This window comes from Streptomyces sp. NPDC051105, from assembly GCF_040682795.1.
Taxonomy (GTDB): domain Bacteria; phylum Actinomycetota; class Actinomycetes; order Streptomycetales; family Streptomycetaceae; genus Streptomyces.
In genome coordinates this window covers 107,289-132,272 of the sequence record NZ_JBFBBR010000006.1, presented here as the reverse complement: position 1 = coordinate 132,272, position 24,984 = coordinate 107,289, and the positions used below count along the sequence as shown (strand labels likewise).

Below are 24,984 nucleotides of genomic sequence, written 5' to 3'. Positions count from 1 at the left end.
CGTTTCTATGCGGACCAGGCGAGTTCCAACAGGTCCGGATTGAACTTACGGGCGCCTCGGCCCGCAGGGCGCACGACGATCGCCTTTATGTGCTTCATCACTACGGCCCGCTGACGTTCAATCGGTAGCCGCTCGAATTCTTCCGACAGTTCTACCGTAGCCGCCGAGTTCTTCACTTGCTCGATGGTGTTACGATCACGCTCGTATGCAAGCTCATCGCGTTCTTTCTCCAGCGGCTCCAGCATTGCAATAGCCGTGGCGGCGGAAATCCGCTTCCCGTTCATCGCGGAAATCAGTTCGCTGATCTCCTGCTCGACCTCGACCAAACGGGCCGCCCCAGGCCACTCGGTAGGCTCCGATGCAGGCGCCTTCAGTCGCGCCTCGGCATCGTGAATGAGATTGATGATGTACTGGTCCAGCGGTTCACCGGCCCGAGACACCTTTCCGCAGCCGCCATCTTGAGCGGCAGGGCAGCGGTAGGTGAAACGGCTTCCCTTGCTGCCTTCCTTCCAGGAAGATCGCATGTTCGCCATCATGCGCGTGCCGCACTCAGAGCAACGAAGAATGCCGCTCAGTAGGTACTTATGATTGTTGCTCATGTTGTACGCCTTGTACTGCGTCTTGACGCCCTCAAGAGCGGCAACAACCGCGTCAAGCTTTTCGGGGGTGCAGATCGGCTCCCAGATACCCATGACGGGCTTTCCGTCCGCACCGATGTGCTTCTGACCCTTGATGGCGCGGTAACCGGCCAAGCGCGGGTTAACGAGAATGCCCTTCAGGGCGACGCGCGTGATCGGCTTGCCAGTGTTCCGTGAAGTGCGGATTCCCTTCTCTTGCCATTCGATGACGATAGTCGCAAGGCGTGTGCCAGCCAGCAGGGCGTCATGAGCCTTGGTGATCAACTCGGCCTGTACCGGATCAACAGTTACCCGGTCGTCCTTCCAGCCGAACGGAGCGAAGCCCCCACCGTTCTTCCCAGCATCGGCAAGTTCACGGTGCTTACGGGCTACGCGCCTTCCCGTGTCTGCACTCGCCTTGTTAGCGAAAGCCACCATGACTCGCGCCATGGTCCGGCCGTCCGACGTCGACAGGTCAATGTCGTTCGTGACCGTGCAGAAGACCAGTTCGGGCCGATCCTCGAAAACGTCGATGAGCCGTTCAAGGTCGCGCGGCTGTCGAGCCAACCGGTCAAGGTCGTAGGCGATCACACCGTCTATGACGCCCGACTGGAGATCCACCAGAAGACGCTCGAACTCCGGCCGAACTACGTTGCGCTTGAACGCACTTACGTCATTGTCGATGTAGTCGCGCGCCACCTCCCACCCCGGGCGCACCCCTGCAACCTGTCGGTAGTCGTGGCGCTGGCGCTCGACCCCCAACTCTTCGCCGGTCCTGTCCAGGCTGATGCGGGCGTACCCCCCGAGCCTCACAACCACCGTGACCCCTCCCCGCCGGGCGCCGTACATGTAGCCGGCTGCGCGCCTGAACTGCACTGATCGTGGATCACGAAGGTACAGCAGAACATGTGTGTTTGGTGAAGGTTCTTAAGAAGGTCCCCAGGCGGCAGTACGCCTCGGGCGAGCTGGACATCACCAGCCTCTGAAGACACCTCGCGCGGGGGCGCCCCAATAGGGGCGCGGGGCTGTATTCGATCTGCGGCTACCGCCGCGTGGGCGCGACCAGCCGCGGACCACCGTGAACCGACGGTCGGCAGTTCCCCGACGGCGCTACATCAGTTCGTCCCGATCCGCGCCAGCAAGTCGACGATCCGGTCCTGCACCTCGGAACTCGTCGACCGCTCCGCCAGGAACAGCACCGTCTCCCCCGACGCCAGCCGCGGCAGGTCCGCCTGGTCGACGGCCGCCGTGTAGACGACCAACGGCGTCCGGTTGAGCTGCCCGTTCGCACGGAGCCAGTCGATGATGCCGGCCTGGCGGCGGTGCACCTGCAACAGGTCCATCACCACCAGGTTCGGCCGCAGCTGCCCGGCCAGCGTCACCGCGTCCGCGTCGCTCGCCGCCCGCGCGACCTGCATCCCGCGCCGCTCCAGCGTCGCGGTCAGGGCGAGGGCGATCTCCGCGTGCTCCTCGATGAGCAGCACCCGCGGCGGATGCTGCTCGCTGTCCCGGGGCGCGAGCGCCTTCAGGAGTACGGCGGGATCGGCGCCGTACGCCGCCTCGCGCGTCGCCTGTCCCAGCCCGGCCGTGACCATCACCGGCACCTCGGCCGCCACCGCCGCCTGCCGCAGCGACTGCAGCGCGGTCCGCGTGATCGGCCCGGTCAGCGGGTCCACGAACAGCGCCGCCGGGAACGCGGCGATCTGCGCGTCGACCTCCTCACGGGAGTGCACGATCACCGGCCGGTAGCCGCGGTCGCTCAGCGCCTGCTGGGTGGTGACGTCCGGCGCGGGCCACACCAGCAGCCGGCGCGGGTTGTCCAGCGGCTCCGGGGGCAGCTCGTCGTCCATCGGCTGCGGGCGCGGCGGATCCGCGACCTCGACCGCCCCGCCCGGACCGTCCAGCGGCTCCGGGCCCTCGGCGGCGTTCACGTCCGGTGCGCCTATCGCGTACGACCGTCCGGCGCCCTCGGTGGCGCCCGTGAGCCGGGACTGCCCGGCCAGCGACGGCTGGGGCAGCGGCTGCTCGGCCGGCGGATGCGGCCGGGCCGACTGCTCGGGCTGCTCCTGCTCCTGGCGCGTGCCCAGCTTGCGGCGCCGTCCGTTGCCGCCCGGCTGGTGCGGGGGCGGCGTCGCCGTCGGCTGCTGCACCTGCGCGGCCTGCCGGGAGAACGGCACCCCCTGCCCCAGCGTCCGCACGCTGAACGCCCGGCCCTGCGTGGAGTCGGGGTCGGGCGGCGCGGGCGTCGCCGCCGCCTCGGCGGGCAACGGCTGCGCGGCACGGGCGCGCTGAGCGGCGGGTGCGGGGGGCGCCTCGTCGGCGCCGCCCGGCCACTGCTGCGGTACGGGGGCCACGGGCGCGGCCTCCGCCGGCAGCGGCTGGGCGCCGGCCGGGGTGGCTTCAGCGGCCGCGGCGGGCTGCGCGGGCACTGGCTGGGCCGGGGTCGGCTGGCCGGGGGCCGCCGGCGCGGGGATCTGCGGCTGAGACTGCGGCTGCTGTGCCTGCGCCGGTACGGCCGCCACGCCCGGCAGCGCCTCCGGAACCGGCCGGCCGGGCTGACCCGCCTGCACGGGTGGCACCGGCTGCTGACCCGCGGCCGCCGGGGCGGCGGGGATGCCGGAGGGCGCGGCGATCTGGGCCGCGGACCCGGCCTGGGCCGGGATGCCCTGGCCGGGCTGGCCGGGCGGAAGCTGCCCCGGCGGTACCGGCTGGCCGGGCTGGACGGGCTGACCGGGCTGGCCCGGTGCGCTCGCCTGCGCGGGCACCGTCGGCACGACGGCCGGCGCGGCCTCGTCGGGCTGGCCCACGGCCCGTCGACGGCGGCCCGTCGGCGCGTTGGTGGGGTGCGGCTGCGGCGGGGTGTGGTCCTCGGCCTGGTCGTGCGCCACGGCGTCGTGCCGGCCCTCCTCACCCGCCATCGCGACCGGCTCGGGGGCGCGATCGGCCTCGGCGGGCGGCAGCGCGAAGACCGGCCGGGGGCCCGCCTGCTGCTGTTCCGCCCGCTCGGCCGCCGCGGCCAGCGCACGGCGCCGCCGCCCGCTGGGCTGCCCCTCGTCGTCCTGCGCCGCAGCCGCAGCCGCAGCCGCAGCGGGTGCGGGCAGCGCCGGCGGCAGCGCCTGCCGCTCGTCGGGCTCACGCCGGGCGCGTCGTCCCGCAGCCGGGGCGGGCACGCCCTGCGGCGGAACGGTGCCACCGAGCCCCGTACCCGCGGCGGCCGTACCGGCGCCCTGCTCGGCCGCCGTCACCACGGCACCCTCGGAGACGCCGGCGACCCCCGCGCCTCCGTCGGCGCCCGCGTCCGCGTCGGCCGGTCGTCCGCGCCGCCGTCCGGTACCGCCGGACGCCGACTCCGCGCTCTCGATGCTCGCGGCGCTCTCGATCGCGGCGGGCCCGCTCTCCAGGGCCGCCGCCCCGGCGGCACGCCGGCGCCGCCGCCCGGTCGGCGCCACGGCCGGGACCTCGCCCTCGCCGCCCTCGCCGCCGGGCATGTCACTCTCCAGGAAGGCGTCCACGGAGGACCGCCGGGCCCGCCGCCGCCCACCGGCACCGCTGTCGTCGGCGGCCGGGATCATGGCCACCGCGGTACCGGCCGGAGGGGTCACGGCCCCGGCGCCGCCCCCGATCGGCACCTCCAGGACGAACGCGCTGCCGCTCATGCCGGGCACCTCGTGCGTCTGCAGCACACCGCCGTGCGCTCGCACGATCCCGCGCACGATCGGCTCGTGCACCGGGTCGCCCCCGGGGTACGGCCCGCGCACCTCGATACGGACGACCTCACCGCGCTGCGCCGCCGCGACCACCACGGTGTTGTCCATGTAGCCGCCGGCGGAGACGGGCGCGTTGCCGGTCGCGTCGACACCCGCCACGTCGGCGACGAGATGCGCGAGCGCGACGGCGAGCCGCTGCGGATCCACCTCGGCCTCGATGGGCGGCGCGTGCACGGCGAACTGGACCCGCCCGGGCCCGATCAGCTCCACCGCCCCGTCCACACCGGCGGCGACGACCGCGTCCAGCATCACTTTCGTGCGGTTGATGTCCTCGGTTCCGGCGTCCAGCGCCTGGTAGCCGAGCACGTTGTCGATGAGCTGGGTGATACGCGAGTAACCGGCCGAAAGGTGATGGAGCACCTGGTTGGCCTCGGGCCACAGCTGCCCGGCGTCGTCGGCGGCGAGCGCGGCCAGTTCCCGGCGCAGCTCGTCGAGCGGGCCGCGCAACGACTGCGCGAGCAGGGTCAGCAGCTGCTCGTGCCGACCGTGGAGGGCCTCGTACCGGTCCTTCTCGCGCTCGCCGAGGGCCGCGTACCGCTCCTCGCCGGACGCCAGCTCCTCGGCGTGCCGCTCGCGCAGCTCCTCGACCTCGGTGACGTGCTTCTGGCGCAGCGCGGTCAGATCGGAGGCGTGCTCCTCGGAGAGCCGCTCCAGCTCTTCGGCGTGCGCCTTCTCCAGGGCGTCCTTCTCCTCGGCGAGGTCGTCGTACGGCCGCCGGTCGGTGAAGGTCATCACGGCGCCGACGAGCTGGTCGCCGTCGCGTACCGGCGCGGTCGTCAGATCGACCGGCACCTTCTTGTCGCCCTTGGCCCACAGCACCTGGCCGCGCACCCGGTGCTTGCGCCCGGAGCGCAGGGTGTCGGCGAGCGGCGACTCGGCGTACGGGAAGGGCGAGCCGTCCGCGCGCGCGTGCAGCACCAGATTGTGCAGCTCCTTGCCGCCCAGCTCACCGGCCCGGTATCCCAGTATCTGAGCGGCGGCCGGGTTCACGAGCACGATCCGCCCGTCGGTGTCCGTCCCTACGACACCCTCGCTCGCGGCCCGCAGGATCATCTCGGTCTGCCGCTGTGAGCGGGCCAGTTCGGCCTCGGTGTCCACGGTGCCGGTCAGGTCGCGCACGACCAGCATCAGCAGCTCGTCGGCGCCGTAGCCGTAACCGTCGTACGCCTGCTGCCCGTTCTCCAGATTGGCGCTGGTGACCTCGACCGGGAACTCCGAGCCGTCGGTCCGCCGCGCCACCATCCGGGTCGGCTTGGTACGCCCGCGCGGGTCCATGTGATCGGGCCGCCGCATGGACCCCGGGATGAGCCGGGAGTCGAACTGCGGCAGCAGATCCAGCAGCCCTCGCCCGACCAGCGCGGTACCCGGTGCCTCGAACGCCTCCAGAGCGATCGTGTTCGCGTTGACGACGGTCCCGTTGGCGTTGACCAGCACCAACGCGTCCGGCAGCGCATCGAGTATGGCTGCGAGGCGAGCAGCGCCTCGGGATGGCCTGCTGCTCACGAGACGCTTCCTCCCTGTTACCGCACCTTGCCGACCGCTCGAGCCATCTTGCCAACCGGCCCGCGGCGTGTCACGCGAGGGAGTCTAAAGGCACCGGTTGCGCTCACGGCGCCGGATGAGAGGGAGGTCGCACGACGAAGTGACGGTGAACATGTGACCGACACGCCTCACCTCCGTCGTACCTCCGCGAGACATTTACGGGAGCGGGGCTTCCGCCGTGAAACCGCTGTGCCGTCCGGACGGCCGGATCGCCCCATGCCCGACCGGGCCGCCAGGTTCCAGGAACCCAGGTCGGGCAGGACCCTGGGACCCCAGGTCGGGCAGCAGGGGCACCATGCGGTTCCAGCGTCCGATCTCGCAGCCGTTGCTGCGGTCATAGGTCGCGTCGACCGGGCGGCCGGCCCAGGTGCCGGTGACATGGGCAGTGGCGGGGCCGCCGTACAGCATGGTGCAGGCGGTGCCGGGAGCGACCGGGGCGAAGGTGTCCCGTCCCCAGCGCGTGTTCCGGTCGAGCGACTGGCAGGCCCCGCTCACGTCCGGGTGACTGCCGGCGCCGGGATGGCAGGACAGCTCGTACGTGCCGTCCCGCCCGTCCCCGGCGTGCCGGACGGTGACGGTGAGGTGGTCGCCCTGGACGACGGCGGAGGCGGGCAGGGCGGGGACGGATCCGAGGACGGCGGCGACGGCCCCGAGGGCGCCCCGCACGGCGAAGTGCGACATGCCCTGCTCAACGCGTCGGCCGCCCGGACGTTGCGGCGCGCCCCGGCGAGGGGAAGTGCTTTGCCCTGCGGCCCGGCTGCCTAGTACCGTGGGAGCCGATTGGTGACAGCACGCTCGACTGTGTCATCATCTGCACGCACCACTCGCGCTCGCGCGGGCGGCTGTGCGGGAGGCGTCGCCTAGTCCGGTCTATGGCGCCGCACTGCTAATGCGGTTTGGGCCTTCAAGCCCATCGAGGGTTCAAATCCCTCCGCCTCCGCACCTGACTCAGGGAGCCCGACCATTTTCGGTCAGGGCTCCCTGAGCCGTTTACGGGCTCCGCCTTCGCTCCGTCATGATCACCGCCACTCCCGTCGGCCGGTGCGTGCAGGACCCCGAGATATGGCGTTTCCGCAGGTCACAATGGGTGCACCTAACGGATTTCACATGGCGGCGGCAGTCATGTAGTGTTCTTCCTGTCGCCGCGAGCGGGCCGGAAGGGCCGAAAGCGAAGACAAAAAAACAAGTGAACAAGCACTCGTAGCTTAACGGATAGAGCATCTGACTACGGATCAGAAGGTTGCAGGTTCGAATCCTGCCGAGTGCACACAGAGTAAAGGCCCCGGATCAGTCCGGGGCCTTTGTTGTTTCGAGGGCGTACGGCGGCGAAGTGAAAGGGCCCGGTTCGAACTCCTGCGACCACGTGGACGGATGGACGGCAGCCGGTGGGTCAGCCGTGCCGGTGTTGGACGGACCCGGGCGGTGTCCTGCTCATGTACCAACCCTCGACACGGGGTCTGACGAGGTCTGACGGCCAGCCCGCTGTCTCGACGGCGGCGTCGTAGACGGCGTCACGCCTCGAGCCCGTCAGCGGCAAGGTCCAGCGCCGTCCAGATCAGCCGGGCGGCGTGGTCGTCCCAGACGCGTTCCACATGATCGTCCTCGAAACGTGGCGGCGCATCGGCGCCAGTTCCGCTTGGACCAGCGTCGGCCACGCAGGGAGACGGTCGCTCACGGAGAGCCTCCCATCGCGGCGAGGGGCGCGCCTCGGACGCGGAACCGCGATCCACCAACCGATTGTCACACGCAGGTCAGCGTCCTCGCTCCTGGTCCATCGCACCCGCTCCTGGTCCATCGCACCCGCTCCTGGTCCACCGCACCCGCTCCTGGCCGCTGCCTGCCCCGTGTCGTTCGTCTGGGCGGACGGTGCGCGCGGCAGCCGTCCGGAACCAAGACGGAAAGAGCAGGTCAATGGGGCTTCGGTGCCCGGGCCGCGAGGCGCTGCCCCCAATCGTTGCCGGAGAGCGTTGCCCCAAAGCGTTGACGGCGCCACGAAATGACCGGAATGCAATGATGGGTACTACCGGCTGATCCCTCGATGATCGCGAGGAGCGACAGGTGGATGCGGCGGACGAATTCCTGCGAAGGGCTGAGCCGTCGGCTCTGCTGTATCTCGACGGCATCGTCCGCTCCCTGAACACGGCGATGGCCACGGCGCTCAGCAGGCCGGCGGAGCAGTGCGTGGGCCGGTACGCATGGGAGCTGGTGCCCGACAGCCAGCGCCCCGTGGTCGAGCGCCTGGTGACCCACGCGAGCAGGCAGCGGCTGGCGATGCGGGTGCTGGACCTTCCCAGTCCCGATGGAGCATCTCTGGCCTTCCTCGTCGAGGCGCGGCCCATGACCACCGACGGGGGCGAGCAGCTCGTCTGGATGCACTCCCTGAACGTGCAGAAGGACCTCGGCAGCCTGCTGATGCCGTTCCGGCTGTCGGCGAGGGCCGCCGGCCTCGGCCTGTCCATCTACCACCCCGAGGCGCAGGAGCTCGAATGGCTGGGAGGCGCGGCCAACGTGGGCGCGCTGTTCCCGGAGGCCTCGGTGTCCCTGCCCTGGGTGGTCCGGCACGTCCACCCCGACGATCGGATCTCCCTGCGACGGCTCCTGGCCGCGGAGACTCTCCAGCGCACCTGGACCAAACTGCGGTTCCACACCGACGACGGTGACCGGTACGAGCTGGCCTGCCAGACCCGTAGAGTCCGGCTGGGGTACGACGGCCCCGAGGAGGTCTTCGGGATGATCCGCGACGACACCCGGTACGAGGCCCGCCGCAAGGAGATGCTGGCCAGGCTGGGGGCCGAGCGGCGCCGCGCCGGCGAGATCGCCGAATTCTCCTCCGCCCTCATCCGCACCGCCTCCGAGCAGGAGCTTCAGCAGGCCGTTCTGACACGGCTCGCCGCGACCTTCGGCGGTACCAGCGCCGCACTCGCACTCGTCGACCACGGGCACCTCTCCGTCTCCTCGGACGGCGGGTTCCCCGCATGGCACGCCGACGAGGTGCGCAGCATGGACCTGGACGAGCGGCATCCGCTGCCCCAGGTGATCCGCACGGGCGAGCCGCAGTTCATCGCCGACCGTGAGGAGCTTCTGCGCCGCTGGCCGCAGGTGTGCGCAGCGCCCCCGCGGCGGGTCGACCCCGACGTCGCCCTGTCCATCACCCCCCTCGGCCCCGCCGCCGTCCACCCCCTCGGGGCCTGGGTGGTGACCTACGAAATCGGGCACCGCCCCTCCCTGGACGAGACCGCGTTCACGCTCACCCTGGCCGAGCTGGCCGGCCAGGCACTGGTGCGCATCAGATCCCAGCAGGCCCACGTCGAGCTGGCCACGGCGGTCCAGCGCACCATGCTGCCGAAGCTGCCCGAGCACCTGCCGGGCCTGCGTGTCGCTGCCCGCTACCGGCCCTGCGTTTCCGGGCTCGACATCGGCGGAGACTGGTACGACGCCTTCCTGATGCCGGACGGCACGGTTGTCCTGGAGATCGGCGACGCCCAGGGGCACGACGCGGACGCGGCCGCCTTCATGGGGCAGCTGCGCGGGTCCATGCGCGCGATCGCCGCCCACGAGCCGGACCCCGGAACCATGCTGAGAAGCGCCAACCAGCTGCTCGTCGCGATGGACGCGCCACGGTTCGCCAGCTGCAGCATGCTGCGCATCGACTCGGGCAGCGGACAGGTCACCGGCGCCAGCGCCGGCCATGTGCCCCTGCTGTGCGCCCACGACGACGGCAGCCATGACGTACGCCGGCTGTCGGGCGGTCCGCTCCTGGGCGTCCTGCCGGACGCCGAGTACCCGCAGGAGACCTTCACCCTGGACAAGGACACCGCGCTGGTCATGGTCACCGACGGCGTGGTCGAAGGGGCGGACCTCACACTGGACGCCGGGCTCGAGCAGACCGGAACGCTGGCCGCCCAAGCCCTCCACGACGGACTGAGCCCCGAGGAGACCGCCGGCCGCATCCTCGACGCCGCCATCGCCTCGAACAACCTCGACGACGTCGCCGTGCTGATCGTCCGACGCGCATGACGCGCCCCCTGCCCGCCCGATCGGCATGGACGGCTGCCGAAACCCCCGGCCGACATGCCCTGAGCCGAACGCGGGGCGAACAGGCGAGTGAGGCGGCTCCGGCTCGATGGAGGTTCTGACGACGCTGCCTCTCGAAACAGCAGGTCAGCGGTCTGGCGCGAGGGTTCGCGGGTGGATCTGTGCCGACGGCCACAGCAAATGGGCCGCGCATAGGCTCATACTGAGCCATGACAAAGCCTGCGGCACCGAAGCGTCACCTGCCTACCAGCCCCTTCAAAGCCCCGGTCGCACCAGCTCCCAAGCACTTTGCGATGGGCGATCAGGTCACCCATGATGTGTACGGCCTCGGCCGGGTCATCGGCATCGAAGAGGGAACCGCGGCGCTCGTCGACTTCGGTTCGGCGCAAATGCGGATCTTGAGCCCGTACGCCAAGATGACCAAGCTGTAGGACCGCCGTGCCCGGTCGCGGCACGCCAGGCCCCGTCAGGGACCTGTAACGAAAGGCAGACCTCTCATCGACTCGACGTCGCTGTTCTCCGCCATGGAAGGGCAACCCCGCCGTTCCACCGCTGTATCGCCGCCTCCGACGACAAAGCCCTTCCAGGCCCCGGACTTCGGAGAAGACGAGATCTCCTGGTCCGATGCGTCCGAGGCGTCCGAGGATGCACAGGAGCCCGCCCCTGGCACACGTGCGGCGCGGCCCGAGGCTGCCTAGCGGCCGGTTCGACGGATGACCGCTGAGTGTCGTGGCGCTGCGGTGCCGCGTGGAGCGCGGGCGTCTGGACGCCCCGGAAGGGCGTGACGGAGCCGGCGCCCGTTACCCCCCCCCAACGTCCCCAGCTTCGGCAACCGACAGCAAAGGCCCCGGTTCGGTCCGGGGCCTTTGGCGTTTCGGGGCGGGGGGGCCGAGGGGCCAGGGCTTACGACGGATTGCCGGGGCGGACCGTGAGGTAGGTCCACCGGGTCCAGGTGCTGCCGGTCTGGACGCCCTTGGCCGGCGGTGTGTAGTGGGCCCGGATGCGGTAGCGGTCGTTGCTCGTGAAGAGCTTGAGAGACCGGCCGTAGCCGTACCAGCCGTCGGCGTACAGGGGGACGCAGCTCTTCGAGGTGACCTGGTGCCAGGACCCCGAGTGGTAGTGCTCGACGAACACCGATGTGCAGCCGCTGGACTGACGGGGCGTGACCTGGACGTTGAAGCCCATGTTGACCTGGGGCTTGTAGAAGACCTGGTAGGTGGTGGAGCCGATGCGGGTGGTCGAGAGCGGCCACTGCATCTGCGTCCGGGTCGTCGGTGTGACGGTTGCGGTGGTGGTCACCGTGCGCGGTGCGTAACGGTAGTCACCCGCGAAGGCGGCGCTGAAGACGGTGTTGCGGGTGACCTTGAACGACGTGACGAGGTTGCCGTGCGCGTCGGCCCTGCCGCTCCTGAGCTGTGCCCGGGGCTTGCCCGCGGGCTGGTCGTAGAGCGTCACGGTGCGGGAGTTGTACGTGTTCCCCAGGTGGGCGGTGACCTTGACGGTCGCGCCGGAGCGGTACGACTTCGCGTCGGTCGTCACGGTCAGGGCGGGAGCGGCCCGGGACACCTGGACCCTCGCCGACGCCGTGACCGGGAGGTAGGACGTGCCGCCGTCGTAGGTGAAGGCGTAGGTGTTCGTACCGCCGACCCGCGGGGTGTCGTGGAAGGCGAAGGTGCCGTCGGCGGCGACGGACGCGGTGCCCACCGAGTAGCCGGAGGGGTGCGCCAGGTCGGTCTTGACGACGTGCACCGCGCCCGTCCTCACATGCGCGTGCGGCCAGGTGAGCCGCCCGGTGACGGTCAGCGGCGCGGCACGGCCGGAGGTGGCCGGACCGGTCAGCGTCAGGGTGGGCGCGTACTTCGCGACGGGGACGGTGAAGGTCTGGGCGGCCGGGCCGTAGTGGCCGCTTCCGGAGTAGTCGACGTGGAGGCTCAGCGGGCCGGTGAGGGGAGCGGTGCCGGCGACGTAGTAGGAGCCGAAGAAGTCGGCGATGCTCGCCGGGGTGGTCGTCGGGTCCGGGACGAGCACGCCGTCCGGGTCGGCGTCGTCGTAGCGCGTGATCCGTACGGTGCCCGGCAGCAGGGTCTGACCGGGGCTCAGCATGAGGTCCGAATCGAAGCGCGTCCGGAACGAGTAGGCCTCGCCGGGGGCGAGCGGGGTGGTGGTCGGGCCTCCGTAGAGCCTGACCCATGCGGATTCCGGGTTGCGGGCTATCCGCAGCGTCGGTGTTCCGCCGGAGGCGTCCACGGCCACGCCGTAGAGCCGGCTGCCGTCCGGGGCCCAGGCGAGGCCGGCCGGGGCCAGATGCAGCGGAGCGTCGATCTCGTAGAGGTTGTAGCTGCCCCTGCCGGTTTCCGGGAAGGCCTCGAACCCGTAGTTGCAGCCGCAGCCGGCCAGGGTGCCGTCCGGGGCCACGGCGACGGACTTGCCTGCCAGTGCCTCGGGGAACTGCCCGTCCACGGCCAGGTCCGAGGTCCGGTACCGGTTGGAGGTCGCCCTCAGCCAGGACGCGACCGCCAGATGCTGTCCGTCCGCCGTGACCGCGAGGTCGCTCAGGTCGGGGACGGGCAGTTGCTTCGCGGCCTGTCGGGTCAGGGCACCGTGCTCGGCCCGGTACGTCACGAAGGCGGAGGTGTCGCCCGTCTGCGCGGCCGCCGCGAGGACGCCGGAGGGCGTGGGTGTCGTGGCCAGCATCGGCGGTGCCGTCCAACTGCCCGGATCCTGCTGGAGGGTGACCGCGCCGGTGCTGTCGGCGGATCCGATGCCGCCGGCGCCCGCCGTGCCGTATCCGAACCAGAGGGTGCCCCCGGCGACGGCCAGCGAGTCCGGACGGGTGCCCGCGCCCGTGGCGTAACGGGCCGACTCGGTCAGCTTCTCCGTGCTGATCACCGATATCGCGTCCTGGCCCGGGAGAGCCGCGTACAGCGTGGATCCGTCGGCGGAGAAGGCGAGGCCGGTGGTCCCGGGCTCGTCGTCGATCAGCGTCGGGTTTCCGCCGTCGAGGTCGGTGACGAGAATGCCGTCAGTGCCGGCGCCGCCGCTGATGAAGAGGTGTCCGTGCGGAGCGTCCACGACCATGTGCGCGAAGTGCGCGATCGGCAGCGGTGTGTCCGATGCCGCGTACGAGCCGACGGCGCCCGGACCGATGACGGTCGTCAGCCCCACGAGAAGCGCTGCGGCGGTTGGCAGCGAGAATCTCGCCGACTTCATGAACGGCCCCCCACGTCACCTTCACGATCAAGGCGCGCAACTTAACACAGGGAATTGACAAGGAGCGTGGGGGGCCGGGGGTCGTGGCGGTGGATGCGTGGCCCGCCGTGACGGCTCCGGCTCACGCCGTGGTGAGGACGCCGGTGCGCTGGCGGCCGCGGAGAGCCTGGCCGCGTACGACGATGATGCCCAGGCGGATGACGACCTCGCTGACGGCCATGAGGACCAGGGCGGCGACCCATGCCTGTCCGCCGGTGATGTGGTGGGTGGCGGAGAAGTGGGCTATGCGGGTCTCGCCGGAGGGATGGGAGGTCCAGATCGCGAAGCCCAGGCGGAAGCCCATGCTGAGCACCCACAGGGCCGCCGCGCCCAGGGTCGCCTTGACCCGGACGTGCCCGTCCGCGAAGCGGACCCGGGTGAGCAGGCCGCCGGCCACGCCGCAGGCGATGCCGATTCCGGCGAACGCCGCGATGAGGGAGAGGTCGTCGCCCGCCGTCGGGATGTCGTGCAGGTAGCTCGTCGCCACCCAGGTGACCAGGCCCAGGGGCAGCAGCAGCCTGAAGGCCGTCAGCCGCTCCTCCCGCATCTGCTTGATGACCACGAGGATGAGCGCCACATCGATGATCCAGTCGGAAATCGTCATGCCCCGACTATCCGGTTCCGGCCCCGTCCGGCACTTGGACCCATGGGTGGAAGCAGGGTGGAAAACGGGTGGATGCGGCTGCTCTACCCCGGGGAGGACTCAGCACGGCCCCGGAGAGTCGCCGGACGCCCCGGACTCGTTGTGGTTCAGCCGTTCCAGGTATTCGTGGGCCAGCTCCGTCGCGCGGGTGAACCAGTCGGTGAGGGTGGCCAGTTCGTCGGGGGCGTAGTCGGCGAACAGGTTCGTGAGACGTCTGTAGTGGCCGGCGTACACCGCTTCGACCCGGCTGACCGCGTCCGGGACCGCGGCCACGCGGACCCGGCGGCGGTCGTCGGGATCGGGGCGCCGGGTCACGTAGCCCGCGCGTTCCAGGCGGTTGAGGATGCCCGTCACCGCGCCCGTCGTCACATGGGCGCGGGCGGCCAGGTCGCCCGCCGTCAGCAGGTCCTCGCCGGCCTCCAGGACGAAGCCGAAGCAGGTGAGGTCCGTGACGTTGACCCCGAGCCGCCGGGCCAGCTCCTGCTGGCCGATCACATGGGCCGCGATGAGGTGGTCCATCGCGGACAGGGCGCGGGCGGGGTCCGCGGGCGGTCGCGGCTTGCCGAGCATGGTCGTTCCCGATTCCTTGGGTGTTCGCGGGTCCCTGGAGATCCGTCGATCCTGGGAGATTCGCCGAATCCCTTAGCGCGTGAGAGATCTAGGCGGTAAATTTCTTAGCCCGTGAGGGATTCTAGTCGTCCTCACGCCGGATGTGGTGTTTCCGCCGCAAGTGAAGTTGCCGCAGCCTAGGAAGGGGAGGCGGGTACGTGAGCCTGCACGATGAAGGTCACACGGTCGCCGGGTGGACGGGTACCGCGATCGCGACCGTCGGAAGCGGTCTGCTGGGCTGGGGGGTGTGCGCCGTCTCGGTCCCCGCCCTGGTCGGAGGGGGCGCGGTGGGTGCCGCGAGCATCCTGGTCACCTGGTCTCTGCACCTCGCCGGCTGGGGCAAGCCGCCCGGCCCCCGGCCCCGCACGCAGTGGCCCCTGAGGGCCCGGGACACCGGCGCACGCGACGGCCACCCCGGATGCGTGGGGTGCCGGCTGGCGGGTCGGGGACGACGTACCGGATCCGTGCTCGAGCCGGTGACGGCCACCGGTCAGGCCGAGCCCGCGACCGCCCGGACCGGCGGCTGACCAGGAGCCGGCACCCCCTCCAGGCCCCCCGCTCCGCTCCACCCCGCACCGTTGTCACTGCCGCCCTCTACGCTCGAGAGTGATGGCACAGGTGTGGAAATGCTCGGGGCTGCGATGGTCGGACGACGGGCCCGTGCTGGTGTGGAGCGGCGGGCGGCGCAGTGTGCTCGGGCCGGGGAAGCGCGTCGCCTTCAGGACGGCCGACGGAGCCGTGCGGGAGTGCGTGGGGGCGCGTGGGCATCCCTGCGCGGTGCGCGCGTCCGTGTCCGGGCGCAGTACCGGCGCGCGCTGCGAAGAGTGTGCCCGGCTGGACCGTGCGCACTCCGTGGCGGCCGACGGCATCGCCGATGATCCTCGGCCGTACCACGTGTATCTGGCCTGGTTCGGGCCCGGCATGGTCAAGGTCGGGATCACCGCCGTCGAGCGCGGGTCGGCGCGGCTGCTGGAGCAGGGGGCCGTGTGCTTCAGCTGGCTGGGCGCCGGGCCGTTGATGGCTGCGCGGCGGACCGAGGAGCTGTTGCGGGCCGCGCTCAGGGTGCCCGACCGGATTCCCTACGGCGACAAGCGCGTCGTACGGGCCGCCCTGCCGGGAAGCGATGCCGAGCGTGCCGCCGAGGTCGTCGTCCTGCACGCGCGCGCCCTGGCGCTCGGGGCCTGGCCCGAGGCGCTCGTTCCCGAGCCCTGCCAAGTCGTCGACCACGTGCGGGTGTTCGGCCTGGACGGGGCGCCCGCCGCCGTCGGCGAGGTGGCCGAACTGGTCCCGGGTGGCGCGGTGAGCGGTGAGCTCGTCGCGGCCGCCGGGCCGGATCTGCATCTCGCCACCCGGCGAGGGGTCGTCGTCCTCGACACGCGCTTGCTGCCCGGGTGGGAGCTGACCGCCGCCGGAGCGGGGGACGAGGGCGAACTCGGCGTACCCGTCCGGGAGTTCACCGCCCCCCAGGAGGGGCTGTTCTGACGCGTGCCCAACACCCGGGAAAGTTCCCCGAGGACGGACCCGCCAAGGTCCACCCACACCCACCCACACCCACCCGACAGGCGCCCGACCATCCACCTCGGTACGCTCTCATCAGCGGTTCATCGAGGTTTCATCAGCGGGCCGGGGCGCACACCGGACGTACATGATCCGCACAGCCGGGGGGCGGTGGCGGTCGCGAGTTCGTGCGCAGGTGAGGGGATTCCCAGGCGTTCCCTGAGAGGTGCCTGTGTGTTTCTTAGGGAAATCACAGATTAGTGAAAGCGTGTTCTCAGAGGACACCGACAAGGTGTCCACCATGACCACGACCTCGCCCCAGGGGCGCACCGAACTGCTGAGGCCGGACGGGAGCCCCGTCCGAGTGCTTGTGGTGGACGACGAGCTGTCGATCACCGAACTCCTGTCCATGGCCCTGCGTTACGAGGGCTGGCAGATCCGGAGCGCGGGTGATGGCACGGGTGCCATCCAGACCGCCCGGGAGTTCCGCCCCGACGCCGTCGTCCTCGACATGATGCTGCCCGACATGGACGGTCTCACCGTTCTCGGTCGCCTGCGGCGCGAGCTGCCCGACGTGCCGGTGCTGTTCCTCACCGCGAAGGACGCGGTCGAGGACCGGATCGCCGGTCTCACCGCGGGCGGCGACGACTACGTCACCAAACCCTTCAGCCTCGAAGAGGTCGTGGCCCGGCTGCGCGGGCTGATCCGCCGCTCCGGCGCCGCCGACCGGCGGTCGGACTCGGTGCTCGTCGTCGGTGACCTCACCCTGGACGAGGACAGCCACGAGGTCTCGCGGGCCGGGGAGGGCATCCACCTCACCGCCACCGAGTTCGAGCTGCTGCGCTTCCTGATGCGCAACCCGCGGCGCGTGCTCAGCAAGGCCCAGATCCTGGACCGGGTGTGGTCGTACGACTTCGGCGGGCAGGCCAATGTGGTCGAGCTCTACATCTCTTACCTGCGCAGGAAGATAGACGCCGGCCGGGAGCCGATGATCCACACCCGACGTGGGGCCGGTTACCTGATCAAGCCCGCCGCGTCATGAGCGGGCGACGACGGCCGCGTGCGCAGAAGCGACGTGGGGGTCCCCTCGCTCGAGTGAAGTCGAGAGTGGGGGAGGGACAGCCGCGCACCCTGCGGACCCGGCTCGTCGTCGTGTCCGTGACCCTGATCGCCGTGGTCTGCGCGGTGATCGGGACCGTCACGACCCTCGCGTTGCGCTCCCATCTGTACGACCAGCTCAACCAGCAGCTCGGTGAGGTGTCCGCGCGTGCCGCCGGCGGGTTCGGCGAGCCGCCGGGCTCGATCAAGAACGGCGGCCTGCCGCCCGGTCAGCAGAGCACGGGCAGGTCCGGCGCGAACGCGGCGGCCAAGGACAAGGGCGCCGACACCACGCCGACCGATCTCACCCAGTTCGTCACCAGGGGCCCGCAGCCCAGCGGCACCATCGGAGCCAGGGTCGTCAACGGCTCGATCACCGACGCCAAGGTCGGCGACAAGACGAACGACGACCAGAACGTCCCGCAGATGAACGCGGAGACGCTGAAGACGGCCCAGATGAAGGCCCTCGGCTCGGTCGCCCAGGACAAGAAGACACACACGGTCGACCTCCCGGGTCTGGGCAGCTACCAGGTCGTCTACGTGGAGGGGAACAAGGGCGACTACTACGTCGCCATCCCGACCGCCGACGCCGACAGCACGATCAGCACGCTGATCCTCGTGGAGATCAGCGTCACCGCCGCCGGCCTGATCGCCGCCTCCCTCGCCGGCACCGTCATGGTCGGCGTGGCCACCCGCCCGCTGCGCCGGGTCGCCAACACCGCCACCCGCGTCTCCGAACTCCCCCTGCACACCGGCGAGGTCAACCTCAGCGAGCGGGTCCCGGAGTCCGAGTGCGACCCGCACACCGAGGTCGGCCAGGTCGGCGCCGCGCTCAACCGCATGCTCAACCATGTGCACGGCGCCCTGCACGCCCGCCAGCAGAGCGAGATGCGGGTACGGCAGTTCGTCGCCGACGCCAGCCATGAGCTGCGCACCCCGCTCGCCTCCATCCGCGGCTACGCCGAGCTGACCCGGCGCGGCCGGGAGGAGGTCGGGCCCGACACCCGGCACGCCCTCGGCCGTATCGAGTCCGAGGCGGGGCGGATGACCCTCCTGGTGGAGGACCTGCTGCTGCTCGCCCGGCTGGACGCGGGCCGTCCGCTGCAGTTCGAGCACACCGACCTGATCCCGCTCGTCGTCGACACCATCAGCGACTCGCGCGCGGCCGGCATGGACCACAACTGGCGCCTCGACCTGCCCGACGAGCCGGCCCTGGTGGCAGCCGACGCGGCCCGAATCCAGCAGGTGCTGGTCAACCTGCTGGGCAACGCGCGCAAGCACACCCCGCCGGGGACCACCATCACCGCCCGTATCCAGCGGCGCGGACCGTGGATGTGCGTGGACGTCGAGGACAACGGACAGGGCATTCCGCCGGACCTGCTGCCGCACGTCTTCGAGCGGTTCGCGCGCGGCGACTCCGCGCGGTCGCGGTCCACCGGGTCCACCGGCCTGGGGCTCGCCATCGTGCAGGCCGTCGCGTCCGCGCACGGCGGTGCCGTCACCGTGGACAGCGTTCCCGGCAGCACGGTGTTCACCCTGTATCTGCCCGCGCTTGCCCCGGCGGCCCCGCAGCCGGACCCCGAAACGAACTGGCAATCGCACTCACAGGCACAGCACAGTGCCACCACATGGGTGCAACAGGGCGCTTGACCAGAGTCGTTCCCATGCGAACCGACTCTTCTCCCGGCACCCTGCCGGCGCGGGAGCACCTCCCGGCCGGAGACGCCGGTACGCCTGTCCTGGACGTAGTGATCCCCGTCTACAACGAGGAGAAGGACCTCGGCCCATGCGTCATCAGACTGCATGACCATCTCAAGCGCACCTTCCCGTACGCGTTCCGCATCACCATCGCGGACAACGCGTCCACGGACACCACCCCCCAGGTGGCGAAGCGGCTCGAGGCGGAGCTGGCCGAGGTCAAGTCGTTCCGGCTGGAGCAGAAGGGCCGCGGCCGTGCGCTGCGGACCGTCTGGTCGGCCTCGGACGCGCCGATCCTCGCGTACATGGACGTGGACCTGTCGACCGACCTGAACGCGCTGCTGCCGCTGGTGGCGCCGCTCATCTCCGGCCACTCCGACCTGGCGATCGGTTCCCGGCTGGCCCGCTCGTCGCGCGTGGTGCGCGGGGCCAAGCGGGAGTTCATCAGCCGCTCGTACAACCTGATCCTGCGCGGCTCGCTGCAGGCCCGTTTCTCGGACGCGCAGTGCGGCTTCAAGGCGATCCGGCGCGATGTCGCGCAGGTGCTGCTGCCGATGGTCGAGGACACCGGCTGGTTCTTCGACACCGAGATGCTGGTGATCGCCGAGCGCGCGGGCCTGCGCATCCACGAGGTGCCGGTCGACTGGGTCGACGACCCGAACTCGACCGTGCACATCGTGAAGACGGCCACCGACGACCTCAAGGGCGTGTGGCGGGTCGGCAAGGCGCTGGCCACCGGTTCGCTGCCGCTGGACCGGATCGCCCGCCCGTTCGGCGACGACCCGCGCGACCGCGACATCCAGGACGTGCCGAAGGGCCTGGCCCGCCAACTCGTCGGCTTCTGTGTGGTCGGCGCCCTGTCGACCCTCTTCTACCTGGTCCTGTACAGCCTCTTCCGGCAGTTCTCCGGCTCGCAGATCGCCAACGCGCTCGCGCTGCTGGTGTCGGCCGTGGCCAACACCGCCGCCAACCGGCGCCTGACCTTCGGGGTGCGCGGCCGGGGCGGGGCGGTCCGGCACCAGGCGCAGGGCCTGGTCGTCTTCGGCATCGGCCTGGCGCTGACCAGCGGTTCGCTCGCCGCCCTGAACGCGGCGAGCAACGACCCCGCGCACTCCACCGAGCTGGCGGTGCTGGTCGCCGCCAACCTCGCCGCGACCGTGCTGCGCTTCCTGCTCTTCCGCGCCTGGGTCTTCCCGGACCGCGACGGCGGCCGGCCGGACTCCGCCACGGCGGTGGCGACGCACACCCCGTCGTCGCCGACGTACACCACGGCCCCCGGCGGACACCAGCAGCAGGCCCCGCCGCCGCACCGCCCGACGCACCAGCCCTACGCCCAGGGTTCCACCACGACCACCCAACTCCGCGCCGGCGAAGCCGCGGACGGCACCTGGAGGGACGCCACCATGCAGTTGCAGCCGGTGCGCCCCCATGACACCGATCTGGGGGATCCCCGATGAGCAGCACGCACACCGACCGACCGACCCAGTGGGGCCCGGCGGCCCCCACGGCTCCCTCGCCGCCCCAGCAGGCGCCGAACGCCCAGGACGTCCTGGAATCGCCGGTGCCGCAGGCGGGCTCCGGCGAGCCCCGGCAGCCCTTCGCCCGCAGATTCTGGCGCGGCCGCCCCGAGGATCCCCGCTGGGCGCGCCCGGCCTTCCTCGGCCTGCTGCTCGCCACCGCGGTGCTCTACTTCTACAACCTGAGCGTCAACGGCTACTCCAACTCCTTCTACTCGGCCGCCGTCCAGGCGGGCACCAAGAGCTGGAAGGCGATGTTCTTCGGCTCGCTGGACGCGGGCAACGCGATCACCGTCGACAAGCCCTCGGCGTTCCTGTGGCCGATGGAGATCGCGGCGCGGATCTTCGGCCTGAACTCCTGGACGATCCTCGGCCCCGAGGTCCTCATGGGCGTCGGCACGGTCGCGGTCGTCTACGCCTCCGTGCGCCGCCGGTTCAGCCCCGCGGCCGGTCTGATCGCGGGTGCCGTGCTCGCGCTCACCCCCGTCGCGGCGCTGATGTTCCGGTTCAACAACCCGGACGCGATGCTGGCCCTGTTGATGGCGCTGGCCTGCTACTTCGTGGTCCGCGCGGTCGAGGACGGCAAGACAAGGTGGCTGGTGTGGGCGGGCGTGGCGATCGGCTTCGCCTTCCTCGCCAAGACCCTCCAGGCCTTCCTGATCCTGCCTGCGCTGGCCTTCGTGTACGCGGCCGTCGGCCCGCACACGCTGAAGAAGCGGATCGGCCAGCTGGCCCTCGCGACCGGGGCGCTGGTCGTCTCCGCCGGCTGGTGGGTCGCGATCGTCGAACTGTGGCCGGCCTCCTCCCGCCCCTACATCGGCGGTTCGCAGAACAACAGCTTCCTGGAGCTGACCTTCGGCTACAACGGCCTCGGCCGCCTCAGCGGCGACGAGACCGGCAGCGTCGGCGGCGGTGGCGGCGGCACCGGCACCGGGCAGTGGGGTGCCACCGGCTGGGACCGGATGTTCAACTCCGAGATCGGCAGCCAGATCTCCTGGCTGATCCCAGCCGCGCTGATCCTGCTGGCCGCGGGCCTGGTGGCGACGCGCAGGCTGCGGCGGACCTCGGTGACCCGGGCCTCGTTCCTGGTCTGGGGCGGCTCGCTGCTGATCACCATGGTGGTCTTCAGCTACATGGCCGGCATCTTCCACCAGTACTACACGGTCGCCCTCGCCCCCTACATCGCCGCGGTGGTCGGCATGGGCGCCGGGCTGCTGTGGGAGAAGCGCGCCGAGCTGTGGGCGTCGATCACCCTCGCCGCCGCCGTGGTCTCGGCCGCGGTCTGGGGTTACGTCCTCCTCAACCGCACCTCCACCTACCTGCCCTGGCTGAAGTGGCTGGTCCTGATCGGCGGTCTGGCCGCCGCGCTCGGCCTGATCTTCGCGGGCCGGATCAGCCGTCAACTCGCCCTCGGGGCAGCCGCGGTGGGCCTGGTGGCCGCGCTGGCGGGACCGACGGCGTACACCCTCAGCACGGTGAACTCCGCGCACACCGGCTCCATCCCGACGGCGGGCCCGGCGGGCGCGAGCATGATGGGCTTCGGCGGCGGGGGCGGCGGCCGTGGTGGCAGGGGTGGCGGTGGCTTCGGCCAGGGCGGCCAGAACCAGCAGGGCGGCAACGGCAACACCCAGAACCAGCAGGGCCAGAACGGCACCGGCGGCTTCCCGGGTGGCGGCACCGGCGGCTTCGGCGGCGGCATGCCGGGCCAGAACCAGCAGGGCCAGGGCCAGGGCCAGAACGGGAACGGAAGCACGCAGAACGGCAACGGCTTCCCCGGCGGTGGTCGGATGGGCGAGGGCGGCGGCATGGGCGGTGGCGTCGGCGGCCTGCTGAACGGCGCGACCGTCACCTCCGAGGCCAAGAAGCTGCTGGAGCAGGACGCCTCGAAGTACACCTGGGTCGCGGCGGCCATCGGCGCCCAGAACGCGGCGAGCTACCAGCTGGCCACCGACGACTCGGTGATGGCGATCGGCGGCTTCAACGGCACCGACCCGTCCCCGACGCTGGCCCAGTTCAAGGAGTACGTGGCGGACGGCAAGATCCACTACTTCATCTCCTCCGGCACCGGCGGCGGCATGGGCGGCAGCAGCAGCGGCACGTCCTCGCAGATCACCTCGTGGGTCGAGAAGAACTTCAAGAAGGTGACGGTCGGTTCGTCCACCTTCTACGACCTCACGCAGCAGGCGAGCAGCAGCTGACGGTTGCCCGATCGGCGGGAGGGCGGTGGCTTCGGCCGCCGCCCTCTGGGCTGCGGGCCGGGCAGTTGGTGGGGGCGGTGGCTGTGGTGGTCGGGGGTCTCGTGGCGGCGGGACTTCTTCGTCGGGTGGAGAGGAATGTCGCCTGAGGGGGAGGGGGTAGGGGGGTTGTGGGTGGTTGCTCGCGCCCACGCGGCGATAGCCGCATATCGGACAAAGTCCTGCGGCCTCTGAAGGGGCGTTGCAGCCGTAGCATCTTGGGAAGTGATCGTCGAGGAGGAGGTCGTGATGGCGCGGGCCAGTGTGTGGCTGGGGGAGAAGGCCCGCAAGGGCGCCCGTAGCGGTCAGCCGTCCGGGCTCGACCGCGATCGCATCACCTCGGTCAGTGTCCGGCTCCTGGACTCCGACGGCCTCGACAAGTTCTCCATGCGGCGGCTGGCGGCCGAGCTCAACGTGACCGCCATGTCCGTGTACTGGTACGTCGACACCAAGGACGACCTGCTGGAACTCGCCCTCGACGCGGCCTTCGGCGAACTGCGCCTGCCGGAGGCGGATGACGGCGACTGGCGGGACCAACTGCGGGCGCTGGCCACGGAGTACCGCGCGCTGCTGGTCCGCCACCCCTGGCTCTCCCCGCTGGCCGGCCGGTACCTCAACATCGGCCCCCACTCGCTGGCCTTCTCCCGCGTGGTCCAGCAGGTCGTCCGCCGCGCCGGCCTGCCCGCACACGGGGTGACCGGCGCGATCTCGGCCGTCTTCCAGTTCGTCTACGGCTACGGCACGATCGAGGGCCACTTCGCCGAGCGGGTGGCGGCGGCCGGCCTGACGCCGGACGAGTACTTCAGCACCGCGATGACCGCGGTGACCGAGGCCCCGGCGACGGCCCAGATCATCGAGGAGTCCAAGGACCTCATGGCCGCGAGGGGCGGCGACACGGTCGCCGAGATGCTGGACAGGGACTTCACCTTCGCGCTGGACCTGCTGATCGCCGGCATTGAAGCCAAGGTGACTCGACCCACCTGAGGGGCGCGGGCCCTTGTCCGATATGCGGCTACCGCCGCGTGGGCGCGACCGGCCACAACGGCCCCGCAGCCGCGAACCGACACGCACCCCCCACCCACTGGGCGCCCGGCGAAGCCACTACGCGTCCGGCGAAACCAACCGCGCCGGGAACCCGCCCGTGGCCACCGGCCCCCACTTCTCCGGCGTCACCCGAATGATCGACTTGCCCTGCTTCAGCATCGCCGCCCGGTACTCGTCCCAGTCCGGGTGCTCCCCGGCGATGTTCCGGTAGTACTCCACCAGCGGCTCCACCGACTCCGGCGAGTCGAGCACCTCGGCGGTGCCGTCGATCTGGACCCACGGCCCGTTCCAGTCGTCGCTCAGGACGATCACGCTCACCCGCTCGTCCCGCTTGGCGTTCCGGGTCTTGGCCCGCTCGGGGTACGTGGCGGCCACGATCCGTCCGGAGTCGTCGACCCCGCAGGTCAGCGGCGACCCCTGGGGGCTGCCGTCGGCGCGGCGCGTGAGCAGGATCGCGCGGTGGCGGGGTCGTACGAAGTCCAGCAGTTCGTCGAGGGAGACGGCGGTGTTCGTCGCGATGTTCGGTGCCATGGCGTCAGCCTAGGCCGACGGGACCCGCCCCGCCCGGAAGCTGCCTGTCCCTGCCGGTCCTACGCCTGCGGCAGGGACTCCCCCTGCACCGCCTGGATCTCCAGCTCGACCTTGAGTGTCGTGCCGATGGCCGCGATGCCCGCCTGGACGACCTGGTTGTAGTTCATCGCGAAGTCCTCGCGGTGCAGCTCGGCCGTCGCGCGGAACGCGGCCCGCGTGCCGCCCCACGGGTCGGCGCCGGTGCCCAGGTAGGCGAGGTGGAGGTCGACGGGCCGTACGACACCGCGCATGGACAGCTCGCCGTGGACCGTCCAGCGGTCGGAGCCGGCCGCCGTCAGGCCCGTCGAGGTGTACGTCAGCTCGGGGTAGTGCTCGACGTCCAGGAAGTCGGCCGAGCGCAGATGCGTGTCGCGCATGCCGTTGCCGGTGTCGATGGAGGCGGCCCGGATGACGGCCTGGACGCGGGACTTGGTGACGTCGTCGGGGGCGATCTCGATGGCCGCCGTGAAGTCCGTGAAACGGCCGCGGACGCTGGAGATGCCCAGGTGCTGGGCGACCGCGGCGACCGTGGAGTGCGCCGGGTCGGCGGTCCACGGACCGGGCGGCGGCAGTTCGGTACCGCCCTGCCGGGCGAGCGTGATCTTGCCGACCTCGGCGCGGCCGCTGGCGGTGACGATGGCGCTGGAGGCGGCGGGCGCGTAGCCCACGGCGGTGACGATGACGGTGTACGCACCGGGCGCGAGCGGGTTCCGGTCCCGTACCGTGCCCTCGTCGTCCGCCTCGACGCGCAGCACCTGCGTGCCGGTCATGTCGGTCACCGTGACGACCGCGTGCGACACGGCCCATCCGTCCCGGGTACGGATCCTGGCGGTGAGTCCCATCCCGAATTCTCCCTGAAAAACG

General features: G+C 71.2%; 16 protein-coding genes, 2 tRNA genes and 1 pseudogene. 11 read left to right on the top strand and 8 right to left on the bottom strand.

All coding sequences use genetic code 11. The annotated features are described in order from the left end of the window. Window positions 1–5: 5 nt before the first annotated feature. The 3 genes and pseudogenes from AB0N16_RS16950 to AB0N16_RS16940 all read right to left on the bottom strand — a co-directional run. Complete coding sequence (locus AB0N16_RS16950; RefSeq protein WP_365797345.1) at window positions 6–1,436, bottom strand: recombinase family protein; 1,431 nt, start codon at window positions 1,434–1,436, stop codon at window positions 6–8. A gap of 296 nt (window positions 1,437–1,732) precedes the next feature. Beyond that, window positions 1,733–5,887 (bottom strand): PAS domain-containing protein, encoded by a 4,155-nt coding sequence (locus AB0N16_RS16945; RefSeq protein WP_365797343.1) that lies wholly within the window; start codon window positions 5,885–5,887, stop codon window positions 1,733–1,735. Window positions 5,888–6,193: 306 nt separating this feature from the next. Then, window positions 6,194–6,607: pseudogene (locus tag AB0N16_RS16940) on the bottom strand (SSI family serine proteinase inhibitor); the annotation flags it as partial. A 168-nt stretch (window positions 6,608–6,775) separates the two neighbouring features. On the opposite strand from AB0N16_RS16940, the gene AB0N16_RS16935 reads away from it, so the two are divergent. The 4 genes from AB0N16_RS16935 to AB0N16_RS16920 all read left to right on the top strand — a co-directional run bounded on the left by AB0N16_RS16935 (window position 6,776) and on the right by AB0N16_RS16920 (window position 10,392). Continuing rightward, window positions 6,776–6,866, top strand: a tRNA-Ser gene (locus tag AB0N16_RS16935). A 254-nt stretch (window positions 6,867–7,120) separates the two neighbouring features. Next, window positions 7,121–7,193, top strand: a tRNA-Arg gene (locus tag AB0N16_RS16930). 791 nt (window positions 7,194–7,984) lie between these two features. Next, window positions 7,985–9,943 carry a SpoIIE family protein phosphatase gene (locus AB0N16_RS16925; RefSeq protein ID WP_365797341.1) on the top strand — a complete coding sequence of 653 codons (1,959 nt, stop codon included), beginning with the start codon at window positions 7,985–7,987 and terminating at the stop codon, window positions 9,941–9,943. Window positions 9,944–10,170: 227 nt separating this feature from the next. After that, complete coding sequence (locus AB0N16_RS16920) at window positions 10,171–10,392, top strand: hypothetical protein (RefSeq protein ID WP_351695681.1); 222 nt, start codon at window positions 10,171–10,173, stop codon at window positions 10,390–10,392. 472 nt (window positions 10,393–10,864) lie between these two features. Here the strand turns inward: AB0N16_RS16920 and AB0N16_RS16915 are convergent, their stop codons facing one another. The 3 genes from AB0N16_RS16915 to AB0N16_RS16905 all read right to left on the bottom strand — a co-directional run bounded on the left by AB0N16_RS16915 (window position 10,865) and on the right by AB0N16_RS16905 (window position 14,423). Further along, complete coding sequence (locus AB0N16_RS16915) at window positions 10,865–13,171, bottom strand: hypothetical protein (protein WP_365797339.1); 2,307 nt, start codon at window positions 13,169–13,171, stop codon at window positions 10,865–10,867. 121 nt (window positions 13,172–13,292) lie between these two features. Then, window positions 13,293–13,814 carry a hypothetical protein gene (locus AB0N16_RS16910; RefSeq protein ID WP_365797337.1) on the bottom strand — a complete coding sequence of 174 codons (522 nt, stop codon included), beginning with the start codon at window positions 13,812–13,814 and terminating at the stop codon, window positions 13,293–13,295. A gap of 99 nt (window positions 13,815–13,913) precedes the next feature. Further along, on the bottom strand, window positions 13,914–14,423 hold the full coding sequence (locus tag AB0N16_RS16905) for a helix-turn-helix domain-containing protein (protein WP_365797335.1): 510 nt from the start codon (window positions 14,421–14,423) through the stop codon (window positions 13,914–13,916). A 197-nt stretch (window positions 14,424–14,620) separates the two neighbouring features. On the opposite strand from AB0N16_RS16905, the gene AB0N16_RS16900 reads away from it, so the two are divergent. The 7 genes from AB0N16_RS16900 (at window position 14,621) to AB0N16_RS16870 (ending at window position 23,490) form a co-directional block, all read left to right on the top strand. After that, window positions 14,621–14,989: an HGxxPAAW family protein gene (locus AB0N16_RS16900; RefSeq protein ID WP_365797333.1), complete on the top strand. Its 369-nt coding sequence runs from the start codon at window positions 14,621–14,623 to the stop codon at window positions 14,987–14,989. Window positions 14,990–15,071: 82 nt separating this feature from the next. Then, the gene (locus AB0N16_RS16895) at window positions 15,072–15,944 is read left to right on the top strand and encodes a DUF2797 domain-containing protein (RefSeq protein WP_365797331.1); all 873 of its coding nucleotides are present in this window, start codon (window positions 15,072–15,074) and stop codon (window positions 15,942–15,944) included. Between the two features lie 316 nt (window positions 15,945–16,260). Then, entirely contained in the window at window positions 16,261–17,001 is a 741-nt protein-coding gene (locus AB0N16_RS16890; protein ID WP_026179246.1) for a response regulator transcription factor, read from the top strand. Continuing rightward, window positions 16,998–18,707, top strand: coding sequence for a HAMP domain-containing sensor histidine kinase (locus AB0N16_RS16885; RefSeq protein WP_365797329.1), 1,710 nt, complete (start codon window positions 16,998–17,000; stop codon window positions 18,705–18,707). The genes AB0N16_RS16890 and AB0N16_RS16885 overlap by 4 nt, the downstream gene beginning before the upstream one ends. 14 nt (window positions 18,708–18,721) lie before the next feature. Then, on the top strand, window positions 18,722–20,212 hold the full coding sequence (locus AB0N16_RS16880; protein ID WP_365797328.1) for a bifunctional glycosyltransferase family 2/GtrA family protein: 1,491 nt from the start codon (window positions 18,722–18,724) through the stop codon (window positions 20,210–20,212). After that, window positions 20,209–22,470, top strand: coding sequence for a glycosyltransferase family 39 protein (locus tag AB0N16_RS16875; RefSeq protein WP_365797326.1), 2,262 nt, complete (start codon window positions 20,209–20,211; stop codon window positions 22,468–22,470). Before AB0N16_RS16880 ends, AB0N16_RS16875 begins: the two co-directional genes overlap by 4 nt. 285 nt (window positions 22,471–22,755) lie before the next feature. Beyond that, window positions 22,756–23,490, top strand: a complete 735-nt coding sequence (locus tag AB0N16_RS16870) for a TetR/AcrR family transcriptional regulator (RefSeq protein WP_365797869.1) — start codon at window positions 22,756–22,758, stop codon at window positions 23,488–23,490. A 117-nt stretch (window positions 23,491–23,607) separates the two neighbouring features. Here AB0N16_RS16870 and AB0N16_RS16865 read toward each other — a convergent pair whose 3' ends face one another. Further along, entirely contained in the window at window positions 23,608–24,081 is a 474-nt protein-coding gene (locus AB0N16_RS16865) for a PPOX class F420-dependent oxidoreductase (protein WP_365797324.1), read from the bottom strand. 59 nt (window positions 24,082–24,140) lie between these two features. Beyond that, on the bottom strand, window positions 24,141–24,962 hold the full coding sequence (locus tag AB0N16_RS16860) for a YceI family protein (RefSeq protein WP_365797322.1): 822 nt from the start codon (window positions 24,960–24,962) through the stop codon (window positions 24,141–24,143). Window positions 24,963–24,984: the final 22 nt, after the last annotated feature.